This is a genomic window from Isoptericola sp. NPDC056605, assembly GCF_042792795.1.
GTDB lineage: Bacteria > Actinomycetota > Actinomycetes > Actinomycetales > Cellulomonadaceae > Isoptericola.
Genome location: NZ_JBHTVT010000001.1, coordinates 42204 through 64046, shown reverse-complemented (window position 1 = coordinate 64046; position 21843 = coordinate 42204). Strand labels below are relative to the sequence as shown.

17 protein-coding genes are annotated in these 21843 nt (G+C 74.6%); 1 reads left to right on the top strand and 16 read right to left on the bottom strand.

The annotated features are described in order from the left end of the window. Positions 1–29: 29 nt before the first annotated feature. The 9 genes from ACFQ8Y_RS00265 to ACFQ8Y_RS00225 form a co-directional block, all read right to left on the bottom strand. On the bottom strand, positions 30–2270 hold the full coding sequence (locus ACFQ8Y_RS00265; protein WP_430584225.1) for a glycoside hydrolase family 3 N-terminal domain-containing protein: 2241 nt from the start codon (positions 2268–2270) through the stop codon (positions 30–32). A gap of 260 nt (positions 2271–2530) precedes the next feature. Next, entirely contained in the window at positions 2531–3706 is a 1176-nt protein-coding gene (locus ACFQ8Y_RS00260; RefSeq protein WP_430584224.1) for a glycoside hydrolase family 1 protein, read from the bottom strand. Between the two features lie 69 nt (positions 3707–3775). Further along, on the bottom strand, positions 3776–4693 hold the full coding sequence (locus tag ACFQ8Y_RS00255) for an alpha/beta fold hydrolase (RefSeq protein WP_430584223.1): 918 nt from the start codon (positions 4691–4693) through the stop codon (positions 3776–3778). Beyond that, positions 4690–6384 carry an ABC transporter ATP-binding protein gene (locus ACFQ8Y_RS00250; RefSeq protein WP_430584222.1) on the bottom strand — a complete coding sequence of 565 codons (1695 nt, stop codon included), beginning with the start codon at positions 6382–6384 and terminating at the stop codon, positions 4690–4692. The genes ACFQ8Y_RS00255 and ACFQ8Y_RS00250 overlap by 4 nt, the downstream gene beginning before the upstream one ends. Then, positions 6381–7349: an ABC transporter permease gene (locus ACFQ8Y_RS00245; protein WP_430552344.1), complete on the bottom strand. Its 969-nt coding sequence runs from the start codon at positions 7347–7349 to the stop codon at positions 6381–6383. Before ACFQ8Y_RS00245 ends, ACFQ8Y_RS00250 begins: the two co-directional genes overlap by 4 nt. A gap of 5 nt (positions 7350–7354) precedes the next feature. Then, complete coding sequence (locus ACFQ8Y_RS00240; protein WP_429730146.1) at positions 7355–8335, bottom strand: ABC transporter permease; 981 nt, start codon at positions 8333–8335, stop codon at positions 7355–7357. Between the two features lie 87 nt (positions 8336–8422). Further along, positions 8423–10084, bottom strand: coding sequence for an ABC transporter substrate-binding protein (locus tag ACFQ8Y_RS00235; protein ID WP_430552343.1), 1662 nt, complete (start codon positions 10082–10084; stop codon positions 8423–8425). Positions 10085–10244: 160 nt separating this feature from the next. Beyond that, positions 10245–11375 (bottom strand): LacI family DNA-binding transcriptional regulator, encoded by a 1131-nt coding sequence (locus tag ACFQ8Y_RS00230; RefSeq protein WP_430584221.1) that lies wholly within the window; start codon positions 11373–11375, stop codon positions 10245–10247. Positions 11376–11487: 112 nt separating this feature from the next. Further along, positions 11488–13308, bottom strand: coding sequence for an ABC transporter ATP-binding protein (locus tag ACFQ8Y_RS00225; RefSeq protein WP_430584220.1), 1821 nt, complete (start codon positions 13306–13308; stop codon positions 11488–11490). A 152-nt stretch (positions 13309–13460) separates the two neighbouring features. Between ACFQ8Y_RS00225 and ACFQ8Y_RS00220 the strand changes: the two genes are divergently transcribed. Then, complete coding sequence (locus ACFQ8Y_RS00220) at positions 13461–14021, top strand: TetR/AcrR family transcriptional regulator (RefSeq protein WP_430552340.1); 561 nt, start codon at positions 13461–13463, stop codon at positions 14019–14021. A gap of 15 nt (positions 14022–14036) precedes the next feature. Here ACFQ8Y_RS00220 and ACFQ8Y_RS00215 read toward each other — a convergent pair whose 3' ends face one another. From ACFQ8Y_RS00215 to hemE, 7 genes are all read right to left on the bottom strand, one after another. Next, positions 14037–14552, bottom strand: a complete 516-nt coding sequence (locus ACFQ8Y_RS00215) for an isochorismatase family protein (protein WP_430584219.1) — start codon at positions 14550–14552, stop codon at positions 14037–14039. A 60-nt stretch (positions 14553–14612) separates the two neighbouring features. Continuing rightward, positions 14613–15971: a glutamate-1-semialdehyde 2,1-aminomutase gene (gene hemL / locus ACFQ8Y_RS00210; RefSeq protein WP_430584218.1), complete on the bottom strand. Its 1359-nt coding sequence runs from the start codon at positions 15969–15971 to the stop codon at positions 14613–14615. Continuing rightward, positions 15959–16924: a porphobilinogen synthase gene (hemB, locus tag ACFQ8Y_RS00205; protein ID WP_430584533.1), complete on the bottom strand. Its 966-nt coding sequence runs from the start codon at positions 16922–16924 to the stop codon at positions 15959–15961. The genes hemL and hemB overlap by 13 nt, the downstream gene beginning before the upstream one ends. Before the next feature lie 56 nt (positions 16925–16980). Beyond that, a complete protein-coding gene (locus ACFQ8Y_RS00200; protein WP_430584217.1) occupies positions 16981–17853 on the bottom strand; it encodes a uroporphyrinogen-III synthase in 873 nt (290 codons plus the stop codon). Then, positions 17850–18938, bottom strand: a complete 1089-nt coding sequence (hemC, locus tag ACFQ8Y_RS00195) for a hydroxymethylbilane synthase (protein ID WP_430584216.1) — start codon at positions 18936–18938, stop codon at positions 17850–17852. Before hemC ends, ACFQ8Y_RS00200 begins: the two co-directional genes overlap by 4 nt. Positions 18939–19176: 238 nt before the next feature. Beyond that, complete coding sequence (locus ACFQ8Y_RS00190; RefSeq protein WP_430584215.1) at positions 19177–20682, bottom strand: protoporphyrinogen/coproporphyrinogen oxidase; 1506 nt, start codon at positions 20680–20682, stop codon at positions 19177–19179. Further along, positions 20679–21833, bottom strand: coding sequence for a uroporphyrinogen decarboxylase (gene hemE, locus ACFQ8Y_RS00185; RefSeq protein WP_430552334.1), 1155 nt, complete (start codon positions 21831–21833; stop codon positions 20679–20681). The genes ACFQ8Y_RS00190 and hemE overlap by 4 nt, the downstream gene beginning before the upstream one ends. Between the last annotated feature and the right edge of the window lie 10 nt (positions 21834–21843).

Sequence of the window (21843 nt, the reverse complement as noted above, 5' to 3'; positions counted from 1 at the left end):
CCGACGAGGACGCCCGGCGCCGGAAGCCGTCAGGAGATGCGGAAGAGAGCGACCAGGAGGTCGTCGCGGCGCGAGCTCGGACCGACGAGCATCTCGAACTCGCCGGGCTCGACGACGCGGCGCCCGCCGGCGTCGACGATCGTGCAGTCCGTGGCGGGCACCTCGACCTCGACGACGACGCGCTCGCCGGGCGCCAGCGGCACGCGGCGGAACGTCTTGAGCTCGCGGTCGGCCCACGTCACCGACGTGACCTTGTCGCTCACGTAGACCTGCACGGTCTCGACCGCCGGGCGGGGGCCGGTGTTGGCCACGGTGACGCGGCCGCGCACCACGCCGTCGGCCGCCACGTCGGCGGCGTCCAGCACGAGACCCGAGTACTCGACGGTCGTGTACGACCGGCCCTCGCCGAACACGTACGGCGGGCGCTGCGTGAGGTCGGCGTACCGCGTGCCGTGCTGGCCGCGCACCTGGTGGTAGAAGACGGGCTGCTGCCCGGCGTGCAGGGCGTAGGAGATCGGCAGGCGGCCGGTCGGCTCGACCAGCCCGAGCAGCAGCTCCGCGACGGCCCGGCCGCCGCGCATGCCGGGGTTGGCGGCGTGCACCAGGGCGGCGGCCTCGGCCACGGCCGCGGGCAGCACGAGCGGCTTGGAGGCGACGAGGACGACGACCACGGGCGTGCCGGTCGCGACCAGCCGCTCCAGCAGCTCCACCTGGCCGCCCTGGAGCTCCAGGGTGGCGGTGGACTTCCCCTCGCCGGCGAGCGCGACCTCGTCGCCCAGCACGGCGACGACGACGTCCGCGGCGCGGGCCGCCTCCTCCGCCTCGGCCAGCAGGGCCGGGTCGGACGGGGCGGGCAGCGCGGCCGGCGGCCGGGGCTGCCCGTCGGGGTAGTGGGTGCCGTCCGGGTCGGGGCCCAGCTCCACGACGTTCGCGCCCCGGGCGTAGGTGACCTCCCACGACGCCGGCGCGACGGCGCGCAGCCCGTCCAGCACCGTCTCGGTCAGCTCGCGCGGGTGGCCGTCGCGGATCCAGCTCACCTGGCCCGACGCACCGGCCCAGTCGCCGAGCTGGGCGTGCGGGTCGTCGGCGTTCGGCCCGACGACGGCGACGCGGTGCGGGCGGGCCGGGTCGAGCGGCAGCGTGCCGTCGTTCTCCAGCAGCACGAGGGAGCCGCGCGCGACGTCGAGCGCCAGGTCGCGGTGCGCGGCGGACCCGACGACCGCCTCGATGCGCTCGGCGACGGGCGCGCGCGGGTCCTCGAACAGCCCGAGGTCGACCTTGAGGCGCAGGACGCGCCGTACCGCGTCGTCGAGCCGTGCCACGTCGATCCGGCCGTCGGCGACGGCCTCCTGCGCGCCCTCGAAGAACCTCGGCGTCGCCATGATCACGTCGTTGCCGGCGCCGACGGCGGCGGCAGACGCGGCGGCGTGGTCGGGGCTGACGAACTGCTCCCACACCATGCGGCCCACGTTGTCCCAGTCGGTGACGAGGGTGCCGTCGAAGCCCCACTCGTCCTTGAGCACGCCCTGCAGCAGCCAGCGGCTCGTGGTGATCGGGACGCCGTCGATGGCCTGGTAGCCGATCATCACGGTGCGCACGCCCTCGCGGACCACGCGCTCGAACGGCGGCAGGAACCAGGAGCGCAGCTTGCGCGGCGTGAGGTCGGCCTCCGTGGCGTCGCGGCCGCCCTGCGTCTCGGAGTAGCCGGCGAAGTGCTTCGCCGTCGCCAGGACGGCGGTGGGGTCGGTCAGCCCGTCGCCCTGGTAGCCGCGCACCATCGCGGCGCCCAGCTCCCCGATGAGGTACGGGTCCTCGCCGAACGTCTCGTTGACGCGGCCCCAGCGCAGGTCGCGCGTCGCGCACAGCACGGGGGAGAACGTCCAGTGCAGGCCGGTCGCGGCGGCCTCGACCGCCGTCGCCCGCGCCGCCCGCTCCACGAGGTCGAGATCCCAGGTCGCCGCCATCCCCAGCTGGCTGGGGAAGACCGTCGCGCCGGGGAAGAACCCGTGCCCGTGGATGGCGTCGTCGGCCACCAGCAGCGGGATCGCCAGCCGCGTGCCGCGCGCCAGCTCGATCGCCTCGACGACGCGCGACGGCGACGCGTGCAGGATCGACCCCGCCAGCCGCCCGACGACGATGTCCTCGAGGTCGTCCATCGCGTTGAGCTGCAGCATCTGCCCCACCTTCTCGGGCAGCGTCATGCGGCGCAGCAGGTCGTCCACGCGCTCGGCGGGGGACAGGGACGGGTCGCGGTACGGCAGGTCGGTCATGGCGCAGAAGTCTTCCGTCGGGGGCGGGCGTGCCGAGGTAGTTCAGCCGGCCGCGAGGTAGTCCAGAAATCCGCGAGGTAGTTCGAGACTTGCCGAGGTAGTTCGAGATCCCGCGAGGTAGTCGACTACCTCGCCGGGATGCGAACTACCTCGGCAAGTCTCGAGCTACCTCGCGGAGTCCGGAACTACCTCGCGGAGTCCGGAACTACCTCGCGGAGTCCGGAACTACCTCGCGGAGTGCGGAACTCCCTCGGCGGAGGTCAGCGGACGGTGAGGCCGTTCGCCTGTGCGACGGAGCCGAGCCAGCCCAGCGACGGCTTCGGGCGGCGCTCGAAGGTCTCCTTGTCGAACTCGACCAGGCCGAACGTCGGGCGGAACCCGGAGGCCCACTCGTAGTTGTCCAGCAGGCTCCAGTGCAGGTAGCCGCGCACGTCGACGCCGTCGGAGATGGCGGAGTGCAGGCCGGCCAGCGCGCCCTCGGTGTAGTCGATGCGACGCGCGTCGTCCTGGGTCGCCATGCCGTTCTCGGTGACGAACACGGGGACGCCCTCGGTCTTCTCCCACGCGGCGCGGACTCCGTGCTCCAGGGCGAGGGGGTAGAACTCCCAGCCGGTCAGCGTGGTCTCGACGCCGTCGGGCACCTGGCGCGGGCCGTCGGGGCCGATGATCGTGCGGGTGTAGGCCTGGACGCCCACCCAGTCGTCGCCGCGGGCGGCCTCGAGGTACCAGTCGTCTCGCTGGTGGCCGTACTCGTGCGCCACGTCCTCGCAGCCGGGCTCCGGCTGGAAGTCCTGCGTCGCGACGGTCCAGCCGGAGCTGATGCCGCCGACGCCGGCGAGGATCTCCCGAGAGCGGGTGTGGCACTCGAGCAGCGTGTCCGCGACCTGGAGGTCGGGGTCGGGCAGTCCGTACGCGACCAGGTTGGCCGGGTCCTCGCCGCCCGCGATCATCGCGGCGATGTTCGGCTCGTTGATGGTGCAGACGTAGTCGACGTCGTTCCCGAGGATCGGCAGGGCGAGCTCGGTGAAGCGGGCGAAGCGGTCCGCCGCCTTCGGGGAGCGCCACATGCCCTCGGCGTAGAACCAGCGCGGCACGGTGAAGTGCATGAGCGTGACCATCGGCGTGATGCCGAGCTCGAGGCACGTCTCCACCATGCGGCGGTAGTGCGCGATCTCGGCGCGGGAGACGAAGCCCTCCTCGGGCTCGATCCGCGCCCACTCGATGGAGAAGCGGTAGGTGTCCAGGCCGGCGTCGCGCAGGAGCGTCATGTCCTCGCGGTAGCGGTGGTAGCTGTCCGCGGCGTCGCCGCTGGGCTCGACGATCGACGTGCCGGCGGCGTGCTCGCGCACCCACCAGTCGCTGGAGACGTTGTTGCCCTCGATCTGGTGGGCCGCGGTGGCGGCGCCCCAGCGGAAGCCCTCGGGGAAGTGCAGCACGGGATGGTCCTTACGTTGTGGTGCGGTGCAAAGAGGCGCGGGCGCGGCGGCCCGGCGCGGAGTGGTGGTTCAGCGGGTGGTGGTCCAGAAGCCGGCCAGGAGGTCCGCCGTCGCGGCGGGGTTCTCGACGTTGGGCAGGTGCCCGGCGCCGTCGACGACGGCGTAGCGGGCGGCGAGCCGCTCGGCCATCGCGCGCTGCCACGGCTGCGGCCACGCGGCGTCGTCCACGCCGTGCGCGACCAGCACCGGCAGGCCGGTGGCGGCCAGGTCGGGCGTGACGTCGCGGACGTCGGCAAGGACGTCGATGGCGCCCAGGAGGTTGTCCACGCTGGTCGCGACCGAGCGGTCCCGGTGGAAGCGGGCGTCGACGTCGAGGTCGGCCAGCTCCTGCGGGTCCTCGGCCAGCCGTCGGGCGAGCCCGGGGTTGTCGAGCGTCCACAGGTCGACCAGCCCGGCGGCGGCGAGCAGCCGGTCGCGCTCGGCGTCCTTGCGCCCGGGCCAGCCGTGCGGGCCCGAGCAGAGCATCGTCAGGCTGGCGAACGGCGCGGCGTCGCGCACGACGGTGGCCGCCGCGACCGTGCCGCCGAAGCTGTGCCCCAGCAGGTGCAGGGCGCCGGGCTCGATCCCGGCCGCCGCGGTCACGACGGCCGCGACGTCGAGCGCGTCGCCCGTGAAGTCGTCGCGGCGGTACGCGCCCACCCCGCGCGGGGCGGCCGAGTCGGCCTGCCCGCGCTGGGAGTACGTCCACGCCTCGACGCCGCGCTCGGCCAGCAGCGGCAGCAGCAGCCGGTGGTCCTCCCGCGACCCGGTGAACCCGGGCACGAGCAGGGCCACCGCGCGGCGCTCCACGCCGGCCGGCACGACCGACCGGAGCGCGGTGAGCGGCCCCACCGGCACGTCGAGCACCAGCGGCTCGACGCCGTCCGGCAGCGGCAGCACCGAGAACGGCGTGCCCGGCCGGACGGCCGTCGAGGCGGGCGCCGTCACGACGCAGCCCCGTCGGAGAAGCGGCGCGCGGGCTGCGGGATCGCGTCCAGCAGCCGCGTCGTGTACGCGTCCTCGGGGAACCGCAGCACCTGGGTGGTGCCGCCGGACTCCACGACCTTGCCGTGGTGCAGCACCATGATCTGGTCGGTCACGACGCGCGCCGACAGCAGGTCGTGCGTGATGTACAGCAGCGAGACGCCGAGGTCGGCGCGCAGGTCCTCCAGCAGGCTGAGCACGCCGGCGCGCAGCGACACGTCGAGCATGGAGACCGGCTCGTCGGCGATGAGCACCTGCGGGTTCGAGGCCAGGGCGCGCGCGACGACGACGCGCTGGCGCTGCCCGCCCGACAGCTGGTGCGGCAGCTTGGCCGCGTACTGCTCGACGGGCGTGAGGCCCACGGTCTCCAGCAGCTCCAGCACGCGCTCGCGCGCAGCCTCGCCCTTGAGCGCGGTGAAGTTCTCCACCGGCCGGGTGAGCGTGTACTCCACGGTGTGCAGCGGGTTGAGCGCCGAGTACGGGTCCTGGAAGACCATCTGGACGTCGGCGTGCAGCGTCTTGAGCCGGCGCCGGCGCAGCCGGTCGACCCGCAGGTCGCCGAAGGTCACGGTGCCCGACGTCGGCCGCTCCACGCCGGTGACCATCTTCGCGATGGTCGACTTGCCGGAGCCCGACTGGCCCACCAGAGCCATCGCCGCTCCCGGCTCCAGCCGGAACGAGACGTCGTCGACGGCGGTGACGGCCTGCTCGCCGCGGCGCGGCGGCGGGTACACCTTCGACACGTGGTCGACGACGATCGCGTCGTGGGCGGCGGCCCGCCCCTCGTGATCGCCGGGGCGGGCCTCCCCGTCCCCGCTCGCGCGCCCGGCGGCCGGCGCCTTGCGCTCGAAGCCGGGCAGCTCCACGACCTCGGCCCGCGGGTCGGCGTAGTGGCTCAGCAGCATCTGCGTGTACGGGTGGGCGGGCGCGGAGAAGATCTGCCGCGACGCGCCGTCCTCGACGATCTCGCCGTCGTGCATGACGACGACGCGCTCCGCCGACTCCAGCACCACGCCGAGGTCGTGCGAGATGAGCACGGCGGTGAAGCCCTCCGCGGCCTGCAGCTCGCGGATGGTGTCCATGACCGCGTGCTGCACCAGCACGTCGAGGGCCGTGGTGGGCTCGTCGAACACCATCAGCCGCGGCTCGAGCGACAGGGCGAGCGCGATCGAGACACGCTGGCGCATGCCACCGGAGAGCTCGCCGGGGTAGCGGTCGAGCACCGTGGAGGGCAGCTGCACCTTGTCGAGCAGCTCGACGGCGCGCTGGCGGCGCATCCCCTTCGGCACGTGACCGTGCGCGGCGAAGATGTCGCCGAAGTGGTTCGCGATGCTGCGCACCGGGTTCAGCGCGTTCATGCCCGACTGGAGCACCATCGCGAACCCGCCGCGGCGCTGCGCGCGCAGCTCCTCGGCGTCCAGGTGCGCGATGTCGGTGCCGTCGAACACGATGCGCCCGCCGGAGATACGCGCGGGGGCCTTGGCGAGCCGCGTGATCGCGAAGCCGAGCGTCGACTTGCCGGAGCCGGACTCGCCGACCAGGCCCACGAACTCGCCCTGCTCCAGGGTGAGGCTCGCGTTCTTGACGGCGTGCGTCGGGGTGGCCCCGCGGGGCTCGTAGACGACGGACAGGTCCTGGATCTCGAGCAGGCTCATCGGCCGGTCCCTTCCCGCAGGCGCGGGTTGGACAACCCGTCGACGCCGAAGTTCACGAGGGTCATGGAGGTCGCCAGCAGCGCGATGCACAGGCCCGGGGCGAACAGGAGGATCCACTGGCCGGTGAGGATCGCCATCGAGTTCTGGGCCCAGAAGATCATCGAGCCCCAGCTCACGGTGGCCATGTCGCCCAGGCCGAGGAACGACAGGCCGGACTCGGCGAGCACCGCCGACGTCGCGGCGCCGAAGAACGACCCCGCGATCATCGAGGTCATGTTCGGCAGGATCTCGCGGAAGATGACGCGGGCCGAGCTCTCGCCGGAGAAGATCGCCGCCGTGACGAAGTCGCGCGAGCGCAGCGACTGCGTCTGCGAGCGCAGCACGCGGGCGCCCCAGGCCCAGCCGGTGATGACGACGACCAGGATGATCATCGGCAGCCCGCCGTTCTGCAGGTAGGCCGCGATGATGATCATCAGCGGCAGGCCCGGCATCACGAGGAACAGGTTGACGAGGAAGTTGACGACGTCGTTGCCCCAGCCGCGCAGGTAGCCCCACGACAGGCCGATGACGACGGCGACGAGCGTCGACAGGCCGCCGGCGACGAAGCCGACCAGCAGCGAGACGCGGGCGCCGTAGATCACCTGGGACAGCACGTCCTCGCCGGCGCCGGTGGTGCCGAGCCAGTGCGCGGCGCTGCCGGGCTCGTTGCGGGCGAACGAGTCGTCGTGCGGGGAGTACGGGGCGAGCAAGGGCGCGAAGATCGCCATGAGGACGAACATCCCCAGGATGACGAGCCCCACGCGGGCCTTGGGGTTGGCCCAGACGGTCGCGAACGCGCGGCCGAGCACCTGGCCGGTGCGGCCGAGGCGGGTGCGGGCGGGCCGGGAGGGGCCCTGCACGGACTCGGGGGCGGGGCCCTCGGGGTCCGGGATCGTCGCGGTGGTCGTGGTGGTCGGGTCAGCCATCGGGGTCACCGCCTCGTTCGGGGGTCGAGGACGCCGTAGAGGATCTCCACCAGGAAGTTCGCGAGCAGCACGCTCACGGTGATCATGAGGAAGAGCGCCTGCATCAGCGGGAAGTCCTGGTTGGTGACGGCGTTGAACAGCAGGTAGCCGACGCCGGGGTAGGCGAACACCTGCTCCACGAGCAGGGAGCCGCCGACGACGCCGCCGAGGGCCATGCCGAAGCCGGTGAGGTTCGGCAGGATCGCGTTGCGGGCGGCGTAGCGGATCGCGACGGTGCGGCCGCGCAGGCCGTTGGCCTCGGCGAACGTCACGTAGTCGTCGCCGAGCGTGTTGATCATCGTGTTGCGCATGCCGAGGATCCAGCCGCCGAGCGACGTGATGAGGATCGTCACCGCGGGCAGGGCCGCGTGGTACAGCACGTCGCCGAGGAACTCCCACGACAGGTTCGGCACCGCGGTGGCGGAGTAGGCGCCCGAGGTGGGGAACCAGCCGAGCACGTAGCCGAGGAAGAAGACGATGAGGAGCGCGGTCCAGAAGTAGGGGAACGCGGAGAGGAAGCTGCCGGCCACCGTGGGCAGGGAGTCCATCCAGGTGCCGCGCTTCCAGGCCGCCCCGATGCCGATCAGGGTGCCGAGCACGAACGCCACGACGGTGACGGCGCCGACCATGATCAGCGTCCAGGGCAGGGCGCCGGCCACGAGCTCGGAGACCTGCTGCGGGAAGAAGGTGTACGACACCCCGAAGTCGAGGTGGATGACGTTGTTCAGGTACGTGACGTACTGGTCCCAGATGCTGCCGCCGGGCACGCCGAGCTGGGCCTCGATCGCCGCCTGCACCGACGGCGTCACGGGGCCGTTCTGGGCGAGCTTGGCGATGGCCGCGTCAGCGGGGGAGCCGGGCATGAGGCGCGGGATGACGAAGTTCAGCGTCACCGCCGCCCACAGCGTGAGGACCAGCAGGCCGAGCTTGCGGAGCGCGTAGCGCAACGGAGCCTCCGGGTCGGTCGGTTCGGTGGGGCAGGGGGTGCCGGCCGGGCCTGACGACGGTCGTCGGGCCCGGCCGGCGCGCGGGGGTCAGCCCTGGGCGGGCTGGAGGTGCGTGAGGATCAGCAGCGGGGTGGAGTCCCACGTCTTGGGGGAGGCGTAGGGGTCGTCCGCGCTGGGCCAGCCGGTGAAGTTCTTGTTCGAGAACAGGCCCCACGAGCCGCCGTAGAACAGGGCGATCATCGGCAGCTGCTCGTACGTGATCTGCTCGAGCTGGTGCGTGATCTCGAGCTGCTTCGCCTCGTCGGTGGTCACCTTGAGCTCGGCGAGGAGCTCGTCGGCCTCCTTCGACTCGAAGCGGCCGAAGTTGCCGGCGGAGGTCTTGCCGACGGGCAGCAGGAACTCCGAGCCCATGAGGCCGTTGTAGTCCTGGAACGGCTGCCCGGTGCCGCCGACGGTGCCCATGATCATGTCGAAGTCGCCCGTGCGGAGCTCCTTCTGGTACGCGGCGGCCTGCGGCTGCACGACGCTGACGTCGATGCCGATCGCGGTGAGCTGGCCCTTGACCTGCTCGACGCCCTGCAGCCAGTCCGACCAGCCGTTCGGGGTCGTGATCGTGATCTTCAGCGGCTTGCCGGACGAGTCGACGAGCTTGTCGCCCTTCTTCGTGTACCCGGCCTTCTCGAACGACGCGAGGGCGGCGTCCGTGTCCTGGTCGATGTACCCCTGGTTCGGGATCGACGTGTCGAGGATCGCCTCCTGGTTGGGCAGCATGAGGCCGGTCTGGCTGGCCCGGTCGACGTAGCCCTGCTCGGCCTTGTCGGCGATGACCTGCTTGTCCAGGGCCAGCGCGATGCCCTTGCGGAAGTCGACGTCGTCGTACGGGGCCTTCGTCATGTTCGGGATGAGGGAGATCGCCGCGCCCGCCGGGAACCAGTAGGTGTTGTTCTCGGGGTCGGCCTTGACCCAGGTGTCCTCGACGTCGCTCATGAACGCGTAGGCCCAGTCGTAGCCGTTGTTGACGATGTCCAGCTCGGAGTTGGCGGCGGGCTGCACGAGCTCCTCGACGGCCACCTTGTCCGCCTGCCAGTACGACGCGTTCTTCTTCAGCGTGTACTGGTTCGGCGTGAACTCGCCGAGCGTGTAGGGGCCGGACCCGACGGGCTCCTCGTTGGTCCAGGTGACCGGGTCGTCGACCTCGGACCAGATGTGCTCCGGCACGATGAGCTGCTGGGCGAGGATCTTCGCGGCGGGGACGTCCTCGGTCTGCAGGTGCGCGACGACGGTCGTGCCGTCCACCTCGACCGACTTCAGGTGCGACCACGCGCCCTTGAGGTCCATCTCGGGGTGCTTCTTGACGAGGTCGAAGGAGTACTTGACGTCCTCGGCGGTGAGGGGCTCGCCGTCGGACCACGTCACGCCGTCACGGATGGTGAAGACGACGGTCTTCGCGTCGGGCTGCTCGTACCCCGTGGCGAGCCAGGGGGTCTCCTCGCCGCTCATCTCGTTGATGATGACCAGCGGCTCGTACATGTACGTCGTCGTGTTGCGCTTGCCGGACGAGTACGGGTTGAAGTTCCGGTCGAACGTCGGCGAGCCGTTGTCGGCCGCGATGAGCATCGACGTCGCGCCACCAGCGGCGCCGTCGTCCCCCTTGTTCTGCACCGGTGCCGAGCAGGCCGCCGTGGCCAGCACCGCGACGGTGGCCGCGATGGCGGCCAGGCGCCGCCCCGAGCGCGCTGTGCGCGTCATGGACATCCACTCCTCTTCGTCGAGGCCTCTCCTGTGAGGGCCCGCGCACACCGGGGTCGGCGTGCGACGTCCCGGCGAGTGTATGCGCATACATTTCGGAGCGGCAAACCGTGTGGCCAGTGGCCCGGACGTGCTCCGTGGCCCTCCCGGGCGGCAGGGGTCACGAGCAGCCGCAGCTCTCGCGCAGCAGCACGCGCACGGGCAGGTTCACCGTGGCCGCCGGCGACGACGGGTCGGCCAGCCGGGTGCGGAGCAGCTCCACCGCCGCGCGCCCGAGCTCGACCATCGGCTGGCTCACCGTGGTGAGCCGGGGGATCGAGGCCTGCGTGGCGTCGATGCCGTCGAACCCGGTGAGGACGACGTCGCCCGGGACGTCGACGCCCGCCTCGGTGAGCACGTCGAGGAAACCGAGCGCCGTCTGGTCGTTGGAGCACACCAGCGCGCGGGGGAGCGCGTGCCCGGTGGTCCCCGTGCCGCGGCCGGTCACGTGGGCCGCGAGCATCGTGCGGGCGAGGTCGCGCGCCCCGGCCCGCGTGAAGTCGCTGCGGGCGGCCGGCTCGGCGGGCACCTCGAGCCCCGCCGCGGCGAGCGCGTCGCGGAAGCCCTGGAAGCGCTCGTGCGCGTCGGGGGAGTCGAACGGCCCGCCCACGAACGCGAGGTCGCGCAGGCCGTGGTCGGCGATCAGGTGGTCCACCAGGGCGCGGGTGCCCGCGCGGTTGTCCACCGAGATGTGGTCGTAGGCGTCGTCCTGCGGCGGGCCGGCCATCACGACGACGGGGACCCGGCGCGCGATGTGCGCCAGCAGGTCGTCGGGCACCGACTTCGACAGCACCGCCAGGCCGTCCACGCGGCCGGCGAGCTCGTTGACCGCCTGTGCGCGGCGCAGCCCGCGCGCCACGCCGATCATCACCGCGTGGCCGGTGCGCCACGCCTCCAGCTCCGCGCCGCGCATCACCTCGCCCAGGTACAGGTTGCTCCACCGCGCGGTCACCGGGCCGCCGACGTCGCGCACCACCTCGACCGCCTCGCCCACCCGCACCGGGTCGGGCAGGTCGGCGACCTCGTCGATGCCGTCGACGTCGGGGAAGCACAGGCCCAGCACGCCCGTCGAGCGCGCCGCCAGCCCGCGCGCCGCGCCGGACGGCACGTAACCCAGCTCGCGGATCGCCTCGTGCACCACCGTGCGGGTGCGCTCGCGCACGTCGTCGGGGCGGCGCAGCACCCGCGAGACCGTCGCGATCGAGACCCCCGCGCGCTGCGCGACGTCGTACACCGTGGGGGCCTTCGCCACCGGAACTCCTTGACCGCATGCGTCGCCCGCACGGCCGTGCGAGCGGTCCCACGATAGTGACTGCGCATACATCCCGGCATCGCGGCCGGTCAGCGCCCCGCCGCGGGTGCTGTCAGGCGGCGGGGGCGGGCTCGGCGTCGACGGCGATGCGCAGCGCCGCCACCAGGTCGCGGTACAGCTCGTCCGTGGCGTGCAGCTCCTCGTGGGTGCCGCTCGCGCGCACGCGGCCGCCCTCCATGACGAGGATCCGGTCGGCGTCGAGCACCGTGGACAGCCGGTGCGCGACGGTCACGACGGCGCCGTGCCGGGTGTGCGCGCGGATCGCGTCGTGGATCGCCGCCTCGGTGAGGCCGTCCACCTGCGACGTCGCCTCGTCGAGCAGCAGCACGTCCGGCTCCTTGAGCAGCGCGCGCGCCAGGGCGATCCGCTGCCGCTGCCCGCCCGAGACGGCCGACGACACCAGGGAGGTGTCCAGGCCGTCGGGCAGGGCGTCGAGGTCGGCGGCCAGGCGCACCGCCTCGAGCACCGCGCGCACCTCGTCGTCGGTGGCGTCGGGGCGGCTGAACAGCAGGTTCTCCCGGATGGTGCCCGGCACCACCGGCGTCTCCTGCTCCACGTAGGCGAACCGGGCGCGCACCTGCGCGTGGGTCAGGTCGCGGTACGGCACGCCGTCGAGCCGCACCTCGCCGCCGGTCGGCTCGAGGAAGCGCAGCAGCAGCGAGAGCAGCGTCGTCTTGCCCGCCCCGGAGGGGCCGACGAGCGCCACGTGCCCGCGGCGCGGCACCTCGAGCGTGACGTCGTGCACCACCGGCGTGTCCTCGGCGTAGCCCGCCGTGACGCCGTCGAGCACGAGGACCGGCCGGGCCGGTCGGTCCCGGTCGTCGTCGCCGTCGTGGTGCGCGGCCCCCGCGGCGCGCGGCGCGACGGCCGGACGCGCGGCGTCGTCCTCCTCGAGCTCCATCGTCCCGACCTCCCGGATCCGCTCCGCCGCGGCGAGGCCGGACTGGAGGGTGGTGAACGCCTGGGTGAGCTCCGAGATCGGCCCCACGATGTTGAACGCGTAGAGCAGGAAGGCCACGAGGCTGGAGACGGCGAGCAGGTCCTGCGAGACGCGCCAGGCGCCCAGCCCGAGGATCACGATGATGGCGAGCTGGATGCCGCCCCACGAGACGGTCCACGCGACCGCCTCGGTCTTGACCGCCGTCACCGCGTGCTTCCGCGCCTCCCGCGCGTCGCCGAGGATCTTCGTCCCCTGGCGCTCCTCGGCCCCGCTGGCCTTGACCGTGCGCACGGCGCGCACCGCGCCCTCGACGGCGCCGCCCAGGCGGCCCACCGCCTCCTGCGTGCGGTGCTGCGCCTTGCCGATGCCGGGCAGGAGCAGGCCCATCGCGACGGCCACGACGACGATCGCCACGACGGTGGAGCCGAGCAGCGTGAGGTCGAGCACCGCCATGAGCACGAGCGTGCCGACCAGCGAGATGAACCCGTTGACGAGGCTGACCAGGCTGTTCGACGTCGCCTCGCGCAGCAGCAGGGTGTCGGAGGTGACCCGGGTGACGAGCTCGCCGGCCGGCTTGGACGTGATGGCGCCGACCTTGGCCCGCAGGTAGCGCGTGACGATCGACGACCGGGCCTCGTAGACGACGTCCTCCGCGAGGCGGCCCAGCAGGATCCACTGGAACAGCCCCACGACGGAGCCGACGACCATGAGCGCGAGCAGCCAGGCGACCGGCCCGCCCAGCGACGCGCCGGTCGACAGGGTGTCGAGCACCCACTTGGTGACCATCGGGGTGGCGAGGCTCATCGCGGTGGCCAGCAGGCCGAGCACCAGCCCGAGCGCGAGGGTGCGGCGGTGCGGGCGCACGAAGCCGAGCAGGATGCGCAGGCGCTCGCGGCCGGACGTCTCGGGGGTCGGCGGTGCGGTGGCGGTCATGCTGTCAACCATCGTTGACGCTCCTCGGTCTCGTCAACCCTGGTTGACGGTACTGGCGGCGGTTTGCTGCGGTCGGCCGGATTCCAAAGTGGAACACGAGTGTTCCAATCCGGTCAAGCACTATTCCATTCCACGGGTGTAGCGTTCGCCGCATGACGGAGGTGCAGGACGTCGAGACGGGCGCCCGCGCGCGCACGCGCCGAGCGATCGTCGAGGCCGCGGTGACCCAGCTCGCGCGCGACCCCGGGGTGGCCCTCGGGCAGGTCGCCGACGCCGCAGGGGTCGGCCGCACCACGCTGCACCGCTACTTCCCCGAGCGCTCCGACCTGCTCGAGGCCGTCGGCGCCGAGACCGCGGCGCGGCTGGAGGAGGCCCACGACCGCGCCCGGCTCGACCAGGGCACCGCCCGCGAGGCGCTGCGCCGGCTCTGCCCCGAGTACCTGCTGCTCGGCGACCACCTCACGCTGCTGTTCACGGAGGTGGTGCCCGACGGCCCCGCCGACGGGTGCGCGGACGACGACCCGATGGTCGCGCTGGTCGAGCGCGGGCGCGCCGACGGCAGCCTCGACCCCGAGCTCAGCCCGGCGTGGGTGATCGGCACGATCTGGGCGCAGCTCTACCTGGCCTGGGAGACGCTGCGCGAGGGCCACGAGTCGCGCCACGACGTCGTGCAGCAGCTGATGCGCACGGTGGACAAGGCGCTCGCCCCCTGACGGGCTCCAACGCGGTCAGCCGTGCAGCGCGACCTGGTCGTGCGGGGCGACGCCGTGCGAGCGGCCCGGGTACCGCAGCCCGGAGAAGTACAGGGTCGTGTGGGCGACGATGTGCTCGGCGGGGACGGCGACGCCCTCCCACACGGCGTCGGTCGTCGTGTGGGCGTCGCTCACCAGGGTGACGTCGAGACCGCGGGCGGCGGCAGCCTGCGTGGTGGTCCGGATGCAGTAGTCGGACTGCGCCCCGGCGACGACGAGGCGCGTCGCGGCGAGGTCGTGCAGCACGACGTCGAGATCCGTGCCCGCGAACGCGTCGCGGTACGCCTTGCGCACCAGGGGCTCGCCGGGGGCTCGCTCGAGGGGCGCGGCGAGCTGCCAGCCCGGGGTGCCCTCGGGCAGGTCGCCGTGGTCCTGCACCCACACCACCGGGGTGCCCTCACGGCGTGCGCGGTCCACCAGCGCGGCCGTGCGGCGCACGACGCCGTCGGCGTCGAGGCACCCGTCGAGCACCCCGACCTGCAGATCGATCACCAGCAGCACGGTCCGCCCGGTCGCGGTCGACCGGGGCGCCGGAGTCGTGTCCACCGTCGGTCAGGCGGTCGCCGCCGCGGCGGCGCGGGCGCCGGCCGGCAGGGCGTCGAGGATGCGGTTCACGGCGGCGTCGTCGTGCGCGGCGGAGACGAACCACGCCTCGAAGACCGACGGCGGCAGGTTGACGCCCGCGTCGAGCAGGGCGTGGAACAGCGCGCGGTAGCGGTACGCCTCCTGCGCCTGGGCCTGCGCGTAGTCGCGGACGCCCTCGGCGGCGGCGAACGGCCCGAAGAACGTCGAGAAGAGGGAGCCGGCGCGCTGCACCCGGTGCTCCACGCCCTCGGCGGACAGGGCGTCGCCGAGCGCGGTGGCGATCGTGTCCGCGACGGCGTCGACCCGCGCGTAGACGCCGTCGTCGGCCAGGCGCAGCGTCGTGAGGCCGGCGGCGACGGCCACCGGGTTCCCGGAGAGCGTGCCCGCCTGGTAGACGGGTCCGGTGGGGGCGAGCTGGTCCATGATCGACGCCGGGCCGCCCAGCCCCGCCACGGGCATACCGCCGCCCACGACCTTGCCGAAGGTGATCAGGTCGGGGGTGTACCCCTCGCCGCCCTCGCGACGGATCCGGGCGTTCTCCAGCCCCCACCAGCCGGACGGGCCGACGCGGAAGCCGGTGAGCACCTCGTCCATGACGAACAGGGCGCCGTGCGCGCGCGTGACGCGGCGCAGCCCCTCGTTGAACCCCTCGGCCGGGGGCACCACGCCCATGTTGGCGGGGCTCGCCTCGGTGATGACGGCGGCGATGCGCGAGCCGTGCTGCGCGAACGCGGCCTCGACGGCGGCGAGGTCGTTGTACGGCAGCACGAGGGTCTCGGCCGCCGACGCCTCGGTGACCCCGGCGGTGCCCGGCATGGCGAGCGTCGCGACGCCCGACCCGGCCTCCGCCAGCAGCGCGTCGACGTGGCCGTGGTAGCAGCCGGCGAACTTCACGACGAGCGGGCGACCGGTGACGCCGCGCGCCAGGCGGACGGCCGTCATCGTCGCCTCGGTGCCGGTGGAGACGAGCCGCACGCGCTCCGCGACGGGCACCCGGCGGCGGATCTCCTCCGCGAGCTCCACCTCGGCCACCGTGGGCGCGCCGAACGACAGGCCGCGTGCGGCGGCGTCCTGCACGGCCGCGACGACCTCGGGGTGCGCGTGGCCCAGCAGCGCCGGCCCCCACGAGCAGACGAGGTCCACGTACTCGCGCCCCGCGACGTCCGTGACGTACGGGCCGCGCGCGCTCGCGAGGAACCGCGGGTCGCCGCCCACCGAGCCGTACGCCCGGACGGGGGAGTTCACGCCCCCGGGGATGGCGGCCTGGGCGCGCAGGAACGCGGCGTGGTTGTCGGTGGTGTGCGTGCTGGCGGTCACTTGATCCACTCCGCGATCTTGTTGGCCCAGTAGGTGAGGACGACGTCGGCGCCGGCGCGCTTGATGGCGGTCACGGACTCGAGCACGGCGGCCTTCCGGTCGATCCAGCCGTTCGCGGCGGCCGCCTCGATCATCGCGTACTCGCCCGAGACCTGGTACGCCGCGACCGGCACGTCGGACCGGTCCGCGACGGAGCGCAGCACGTCGAGCGAGGTCCCGGCCGGCTTCACCATGACCATGTCCGCGCCCTCGGCGAGGTCGAGGTCCGCCTCGCGCAGGCCCTCGCGGGCGTTGGCGGCGTCCATCTGGTACGTGCGGCGGTCGCCCTGGAGGGAGCTGTCGACGGCCTCGCGGAACGGGCCGTAGAACGCGCTCGCGTACTTGGCGCTGTAGGCGAGGATGCTCACCTGGTCGAAGCCCGCGTCGTCGAGCGCGTCCCGGATGACGGCGACCTGGCCGTCCATCATCCCGGAGGGCGCCACGACCTCCGCGCCCGCCCGCGCCTGGGCGACGGCCATCGCCGCGTACCGGTCGAGGGTCGCGTCGTTGTCCACGGAGCCGTCGGCGGCGAGCACGCCGCAGTGGCCGTGGTCGGTGAACTCGTCCAGGCACGTGTCCGCCATGACGACGGGGCCCGGGCGCCCGGACGGGCCCGCTGGAGCCTCCGCCTCGACGGCGGCGACGGCCTCGCGCGCGACGCGGATGCCGCGCTGGAGGATCCCGTCGGGGTCGTCGCCGGCGGTGCCCGTCGCGTCGCGCTCGGCGGGGATGCCGAACAGCATGACGCCGCCCAGGCCCGCGCGGGCCGCGTCGGCGACGGCGTCGCGCAGCGTGGCCTCGGTGTGCTGCACCTGGCCGGGCATCGACGTGATCGGCGCGGGCTCGGCCAGGCCCTCCTTGACGAACAGCGGCAGCACGAGGTCCGCCGCGTGCAGGCGGGTCTCGGCGGCCAGGCGCCGCATCCGGGGGGTGGTGCGCAGGCGGCGCGGTCGGTACACGATGCCGGTGCCCGAGGTGCTCACGGGTGCTCCTTCGCTGAGGTGTCGGGCGCACGGTTCGCTCCCGTGGGCCGTGAATCTGACAGTGCCGGGTCTGACGGGGCGAGCCCTGACAGCGCCCGCTCGACGGCGGCGGCGAGCGCCTCGTCGGTGGGGTGCGCCGCGACCGCGGCGACGTGCAGCCCGGCGTCGCGGGCGGCGTCGGCCGAGGGCGTGCCGATGGCGACGACGGGCGTGCCGGTGCCCGCCTGCGCGGCGATCTCGCGCGCCACGGAGCCGGACGAGACGACGACGACGTCGAAGCCGCCGGCGCGGGCGCGCTCCGCGAGGTCCGCGGGCAGCGCGTGGCGCACGGTGCGGTACGCCGTCACGACGTGCGGCGCCCAGCCGCGGTCGGCGAGCCCGTCGTCGAGGGTCGGGCGGGCGAGGTCGCCGAGCGGCAGCAGCACGGCCGGTGTCTCCGGGTCCGTGACGGCCGGGTCGGGGAACGCCGCGACCAGGCCGGCGGCGGTGGCGTCGTCCTCGGGCACGAGGTCGGTCGTGACGCCGAGCGCGGCGAGGGCACGGGTCGTCGCGGGCCCGACGGCGGCCCAGCGGGCGGGCGTCCCGGCGAGGCTCGTGCCGGTCCGGGCGGCGGCGTCGGCGAGCGCGTCGACGGCGTTGACGCTGGTCACGACCGCCCAGACGTAGGCGCCCCGGGCCAGGCCGCGGACGGCGTCGTCGAGCGGGGCGAGGTCGTCCGCCGGCGCGCGCTCGATCACGGGGGCCGCGACGACCTCCAGCCCCAGGTCGCGCAGCCGTGCCACGAGGCCGGCGCCGCGCTCCGGCGCGCGCGCCACGAGGACGGACCTCGCCGGGGGCGAGGTGGCGGGGGTGGCTTCCTCGGCGGTCACGCGCCCTCCGGGTCGTCGGTGCCGGTGGGGGTGTGCAGGGGCTCGACGTCGGCGCGCGGCGCGACGTCGTCGTCCTCCCCGGTGCGGGGCTCGCCCGTGCCGCCCACCAGCGGCGCGAGGCGGGCCGCGCCGTCGGCGAGCAGCGACTCGGCCACGCGGACGCCCAGGGCGGTCGCGGCGTCGTCCTGCGTGGCCCGGTCGCGGGGGCCGGCGTCCGCGGCGAGGGCCGCCGACGCGCTGTGCGTGAGCTGTTCGGTCCCGTCGACGCGCGCGACGACGGCGGTGAGCTGCAGCTCGCCCGCCTCGACGCGGGCGTGCGCGCCGACCGGCGCCGCGCACCCGGCCTCGAGCCGCGCGAGCACCGCGCGCTCGGCCAGCACCGCGAGCCGGGTCGGACGGTGGTCGAGGGCGGCGAACGCGTCGGCCAGGGGGGTGCCGGGCGCCAGGTCGGCGGTGCGGGCCTCGACGGCGAGGGCGCCCTGCCCGGGGGCGGGGGCCACGACGACCGGGTCGAGCGCCTGCGAGACCACCTCGGTGCGGCCCAGCCGGGACAGACCGGCGAGCGCGAGCACGACGGCGTCGAGGTCGGCGTCCGGGCCGAGCGCGCGGGCCAGGCGGGTCTCGACGTTGCCGCGGATGTCCACCAGCTCGACGTCGGGCCGCGCGGCCTGCACCTGCGCCGCCCGGCGCGGGGAGCCGGTGCCGACGCGGGCGCCTCGGGGCAGGGTGTCGAGCGTGAGGCCGTCGCGGGCGCACAGCGCGTCGCGCGGGTCCTCCCGCTCCGGGGTGACGATCGTGAGCTCGGCGGGCTGCGCCGTCGGCAGGTCCTTGAGCGAGTGCACGGCCACGTCGCAGCGCCCGTCGAGCAGCGCCTCCCGCAGCGCGGTGACGAACACGCCCGTGCCGCCCAGCGAGGCGAGCGAGCCCGTCTTCACGTCGCCCTCCGTGCGGATGCGCACCAGCTCGACCGGCCGGCCCAGCAGCTCCTCCAGCCGGCGCGCGACCAGGCCGGACTGCGTCGTCGCGAGGGCGCTGCCGCGGGTGCCGAGGCGCAGCGGGGCGGGGGCGGTCTCGGGGGTGCTCACCGGTCCAGTGTCGCGCAGCGGCACGGCCTCTGGACAACTCCCGGGCGGCCCGGAGGCCGATCTCACACGCTTCTCCCGTCGTCCTGACGCCGGGTCATGACGATGCGTCACCACCGGCCCCGGAGTTGTCAGGATGTGCGCCGGGCACACCGCGCGCTCACCCTGACGGCTCGAGGTGCGGGCGACCTGTCAGGACCAGCGCCCGGGACACCCCGCGCCCGTCCTGACAGGTCGCGGGTCAGAGGGCGGCGACGGCGGCCTGCGCGTGCGCGACGATCGCCGCGAGGCCGGTACCGGCCACCCAGCCGCCGGTCACGGCCAGCCCCGGCGTGTGCCCGACGGCGGCGGTGAAGGCGCCGACCTGCGCGCGGTAGTCGGGGGTGGGCGGGGGGAGGGAGCCGGCCCAGCGCTGCAGCAGGTGGTCGCGGACCCGGTCGGTGAGGTCGACGCCGAGCAGCGCGGACGCGTCGCGGGCGGCCTCGTCGGCCGACGGCGGCTCGGTCGCGGTGCCGATCCGGCCGTACGACAGCCGCACGACGTGCACCCCCGGCCCGGCCACGGCGCGCACGCGGTCGGCCAGCCACGGCCACTTCGCGGTCGCGTGCGTCAGCGCCTTGGCGCGCACCTCGTCCGCCCCGGCGCCGTCGGGTGCGACGAGGAGCCCGGAGCCGCGCGGGGCGTCGTCGAGCTCGGGCGCGTCGAGCAGGAGCGTCGCGAGCCAGATGTCGGCGCCGGCCTCCGGCGTCGGCGCGGGCACGGACCCCGGCCCGACCGCGCCCGGAGCCGTCACCCACGGGGCCAGCAGCGGTGCGACCTGCGGCGTCGTCACGACCAGCCGCGGCGCGCGCACGGTGTCGCCGACGGTCGTGGTGACCTGCCAGTCCGCGCCGACCCGCTCCACGCCGTCGACCTGCTGCCCCACGCGCACGGCCGCGTGGATCGGGCCGGTCGCGTCGGTGCGCGGGGAGTCGGCGAACTCCTCGGCGCTCGCGGCGATCTCACCGGTGAGGGCCTCGACGATCGCGTGGATGCCGCCGTCGATGCCGCGCACGGCGGACCCGGCGGGCGCGGCCGCCCGCAGCTCCCCGACGGCGCGCGACAGCGACGCGGTGCGCGCGAACGCGTCGAGCAGCCCGGGTGCGACGGCGGCCACGTCGAGGCGGTCGAGCGGCGCCGAGTGCACCCCGGTGGCGACGGGCGCGACGAGCCGGTCGGCCACGCGCCGTCCGAGCCGGGACCGCACCAGCGTCCCGAGGTCGGTGGTGTCGGCGACGAACCGCGGCAGCACGCGGTCCAAGGCCGCTCGTGCGACGCCGGGCCAGCCGATCGCGCGGCGGACGTCGGGCGCCCACGGCACGGAGGGGATGCCGAGCACGCCGGCCTTCGGCAGCGGGAAGGCGTGGCCCGCGGCGTACCCCCACGCGGACAGCGGGGCCGGGCTCACGACGTCCAGCCCGAGCTCCTCGGCCAGGTCCGTGACGGCGGTGCCGCGCGCCGCGAACGACTCGGCGCCGAGGTCGAGGCGCACGGGCAGCGAGCCGAACGCGCCGCCGCGCACGGGCCCGCCCACGCGGTCGGACGCCTCGAGCAGCACCACCTGCAGGCCGCGGTGGACGAGGGTGCGGGCCGCGACGAGCCCTCCGATCCCGCCGCCGACCACCACCGCGTCGACGTGCTCGGGCGGCCGGGCGGGCCGGCCGGAGGGCACGTCGTCGGGGGCGCCGAGCGGCGGGAGGGGCGTCACAGCGCGTGCACCAGCTCGACGACGCGCGTGAGCACGGTGGGGTCGGTGTCCGGCGGCACGCCGTGGCCGAGGTTGACCACGTGCCCGGGGGCCCCGGCGCCGCGCGCGACGACGTCGCGCACGTGCGCCTCGAGCACCGGCCACGGGGCGCCCAGCAGCGCGGGGTCGATGTTGCCCTGCACGGGGACGGCGCCGCGCGGGTGGTCGGCGAGCAGGGCGGCGGCCTCGTCCAGCGGGGTGCGGTAGTCCACGCCGACCGCGGGGTGCGTGACGCCGGCGGCGTCGAGCACGTCGCGCAGCGCCGGCAGCAGGTGCCCGGTGCCGGTGCCGAAGTGGATGGCCGGGAGGCCGCCGTCGTCGCCGGGGAGACGCAGGTCGGCGACGTGCGCCAGCGCGGCGGTCGACGACGGCGCCACGTGCGCGGTGTAGTCGGCCAGGGACAGGGAGCCCGCCCAGGAGTCGAAGAGCTGCACGGCCGAGGCGCCGGCGAGCACCTGCGTGCGCAGGAACCGGCCGGTGAGCTCGGCGGTCCAGGCGGTGAGGCGGGCCCACGTCTCCGGGTCGGCGTGCATGAGGGTGCGAGCGGCGAGGTGGTCGCGCGACGGCCGGCCCTCGACCAGGTAGGCGGCGAGCGTGAACGGCGCGCCGCCGAACCCGAGCAGCGGCACGTCCCCCAGCTCGGCCACGGTGAGGCGCACGGCCTCCGCGATGGGGGCGAGCGCGCCGTCGTCGAGCGTGCGCGACGTGAGCCGGGCGACGTCCTCGGCCGTGCGGTACGGCTGGTCCATCACGGGCCCCACCCCGGGCTTGATGTCCACGTCCACGCCCGCGAGCCGCAGCGGCACGACGATGTCGCTGAAGAAGACGGCGGCGTCCACGTGGTGGCGGCGCACGGGCTGGAGGGTGATTTCCGCGGCGAGCGGTGGCCGGAGGCAGGAGTCGAGCATCCCTACCCCCTGACGGACCTCGCGGTACTCGGGCAGGGAGCGGCCCGCCTGCCGCATGAACCACACGGGGGTCACGTCCGGACGCTCGCCCCGCAGGGCACGCACCAGCGGGGAGCGCGTCGTCCGGCCGTCGACCAGCGGGTGGCCGGCGGGCAGCGGGTGGGTCTCGCGGCTGGGCTCGGGGGCGATCGTGGGGGATGTCACGGTTCATGAT

Bases quoted from the DNA above. Each gene is read 5' to 3' on its own strand.
- ACFQ8Y_RS00265 (WP_430584225.1), bottom strand. From the start codon at position 2,270: ATGACCGACCTGCCGTACCGCGACCCGTCCCTGTCCCCCGCCGAGCGC.
- ACFQ8Y_RS00250 (WP_430584222.1), bottom strand. From the start codon at position 6,384: ATGAGCCTGCTCGAGATCCAGGACCTGTCCGTCGTCTACGAGCCCCGC.
- ACFQ8Y_RS00245 (WP_430552344.1), bottom strand. From the start codon at position 7,349: ATGGCTGACCCGACCACCACGACCACCGCGACGATCCCGGACCCCGAG.
- ACFQ8Y_RS00235 (WP_430552343.1), bottom strand. From the start codon at position 10,084: ATGACGCGCACAGCGCGCTCGGGGCGGCGCCTGGCCGCCATCGCGGCC.
- ACFQ8Y_RS00225 (WP_430584220.1), bottom strand. From the start codon at position 13,308: ATGACCGCCACCGCACCGCCGACCCCCGAGACGTCCGGCCGCGAGCGC.
- ACFQ8Y_RS00220 (WP_430552340.1), top strand. From the start codon at position 13,461: ATGACGGAGGTGCAGGACGTCGAGACGGGCGCCCGCGCGCGCACGCGC.
- hemB (WP_430584533.1), bottom strand. From the start codon at position 16,924: ATGCGGCGCCTGGCCGCCGAGACCCGCCTGCACGCGGCGGACCTCGTG.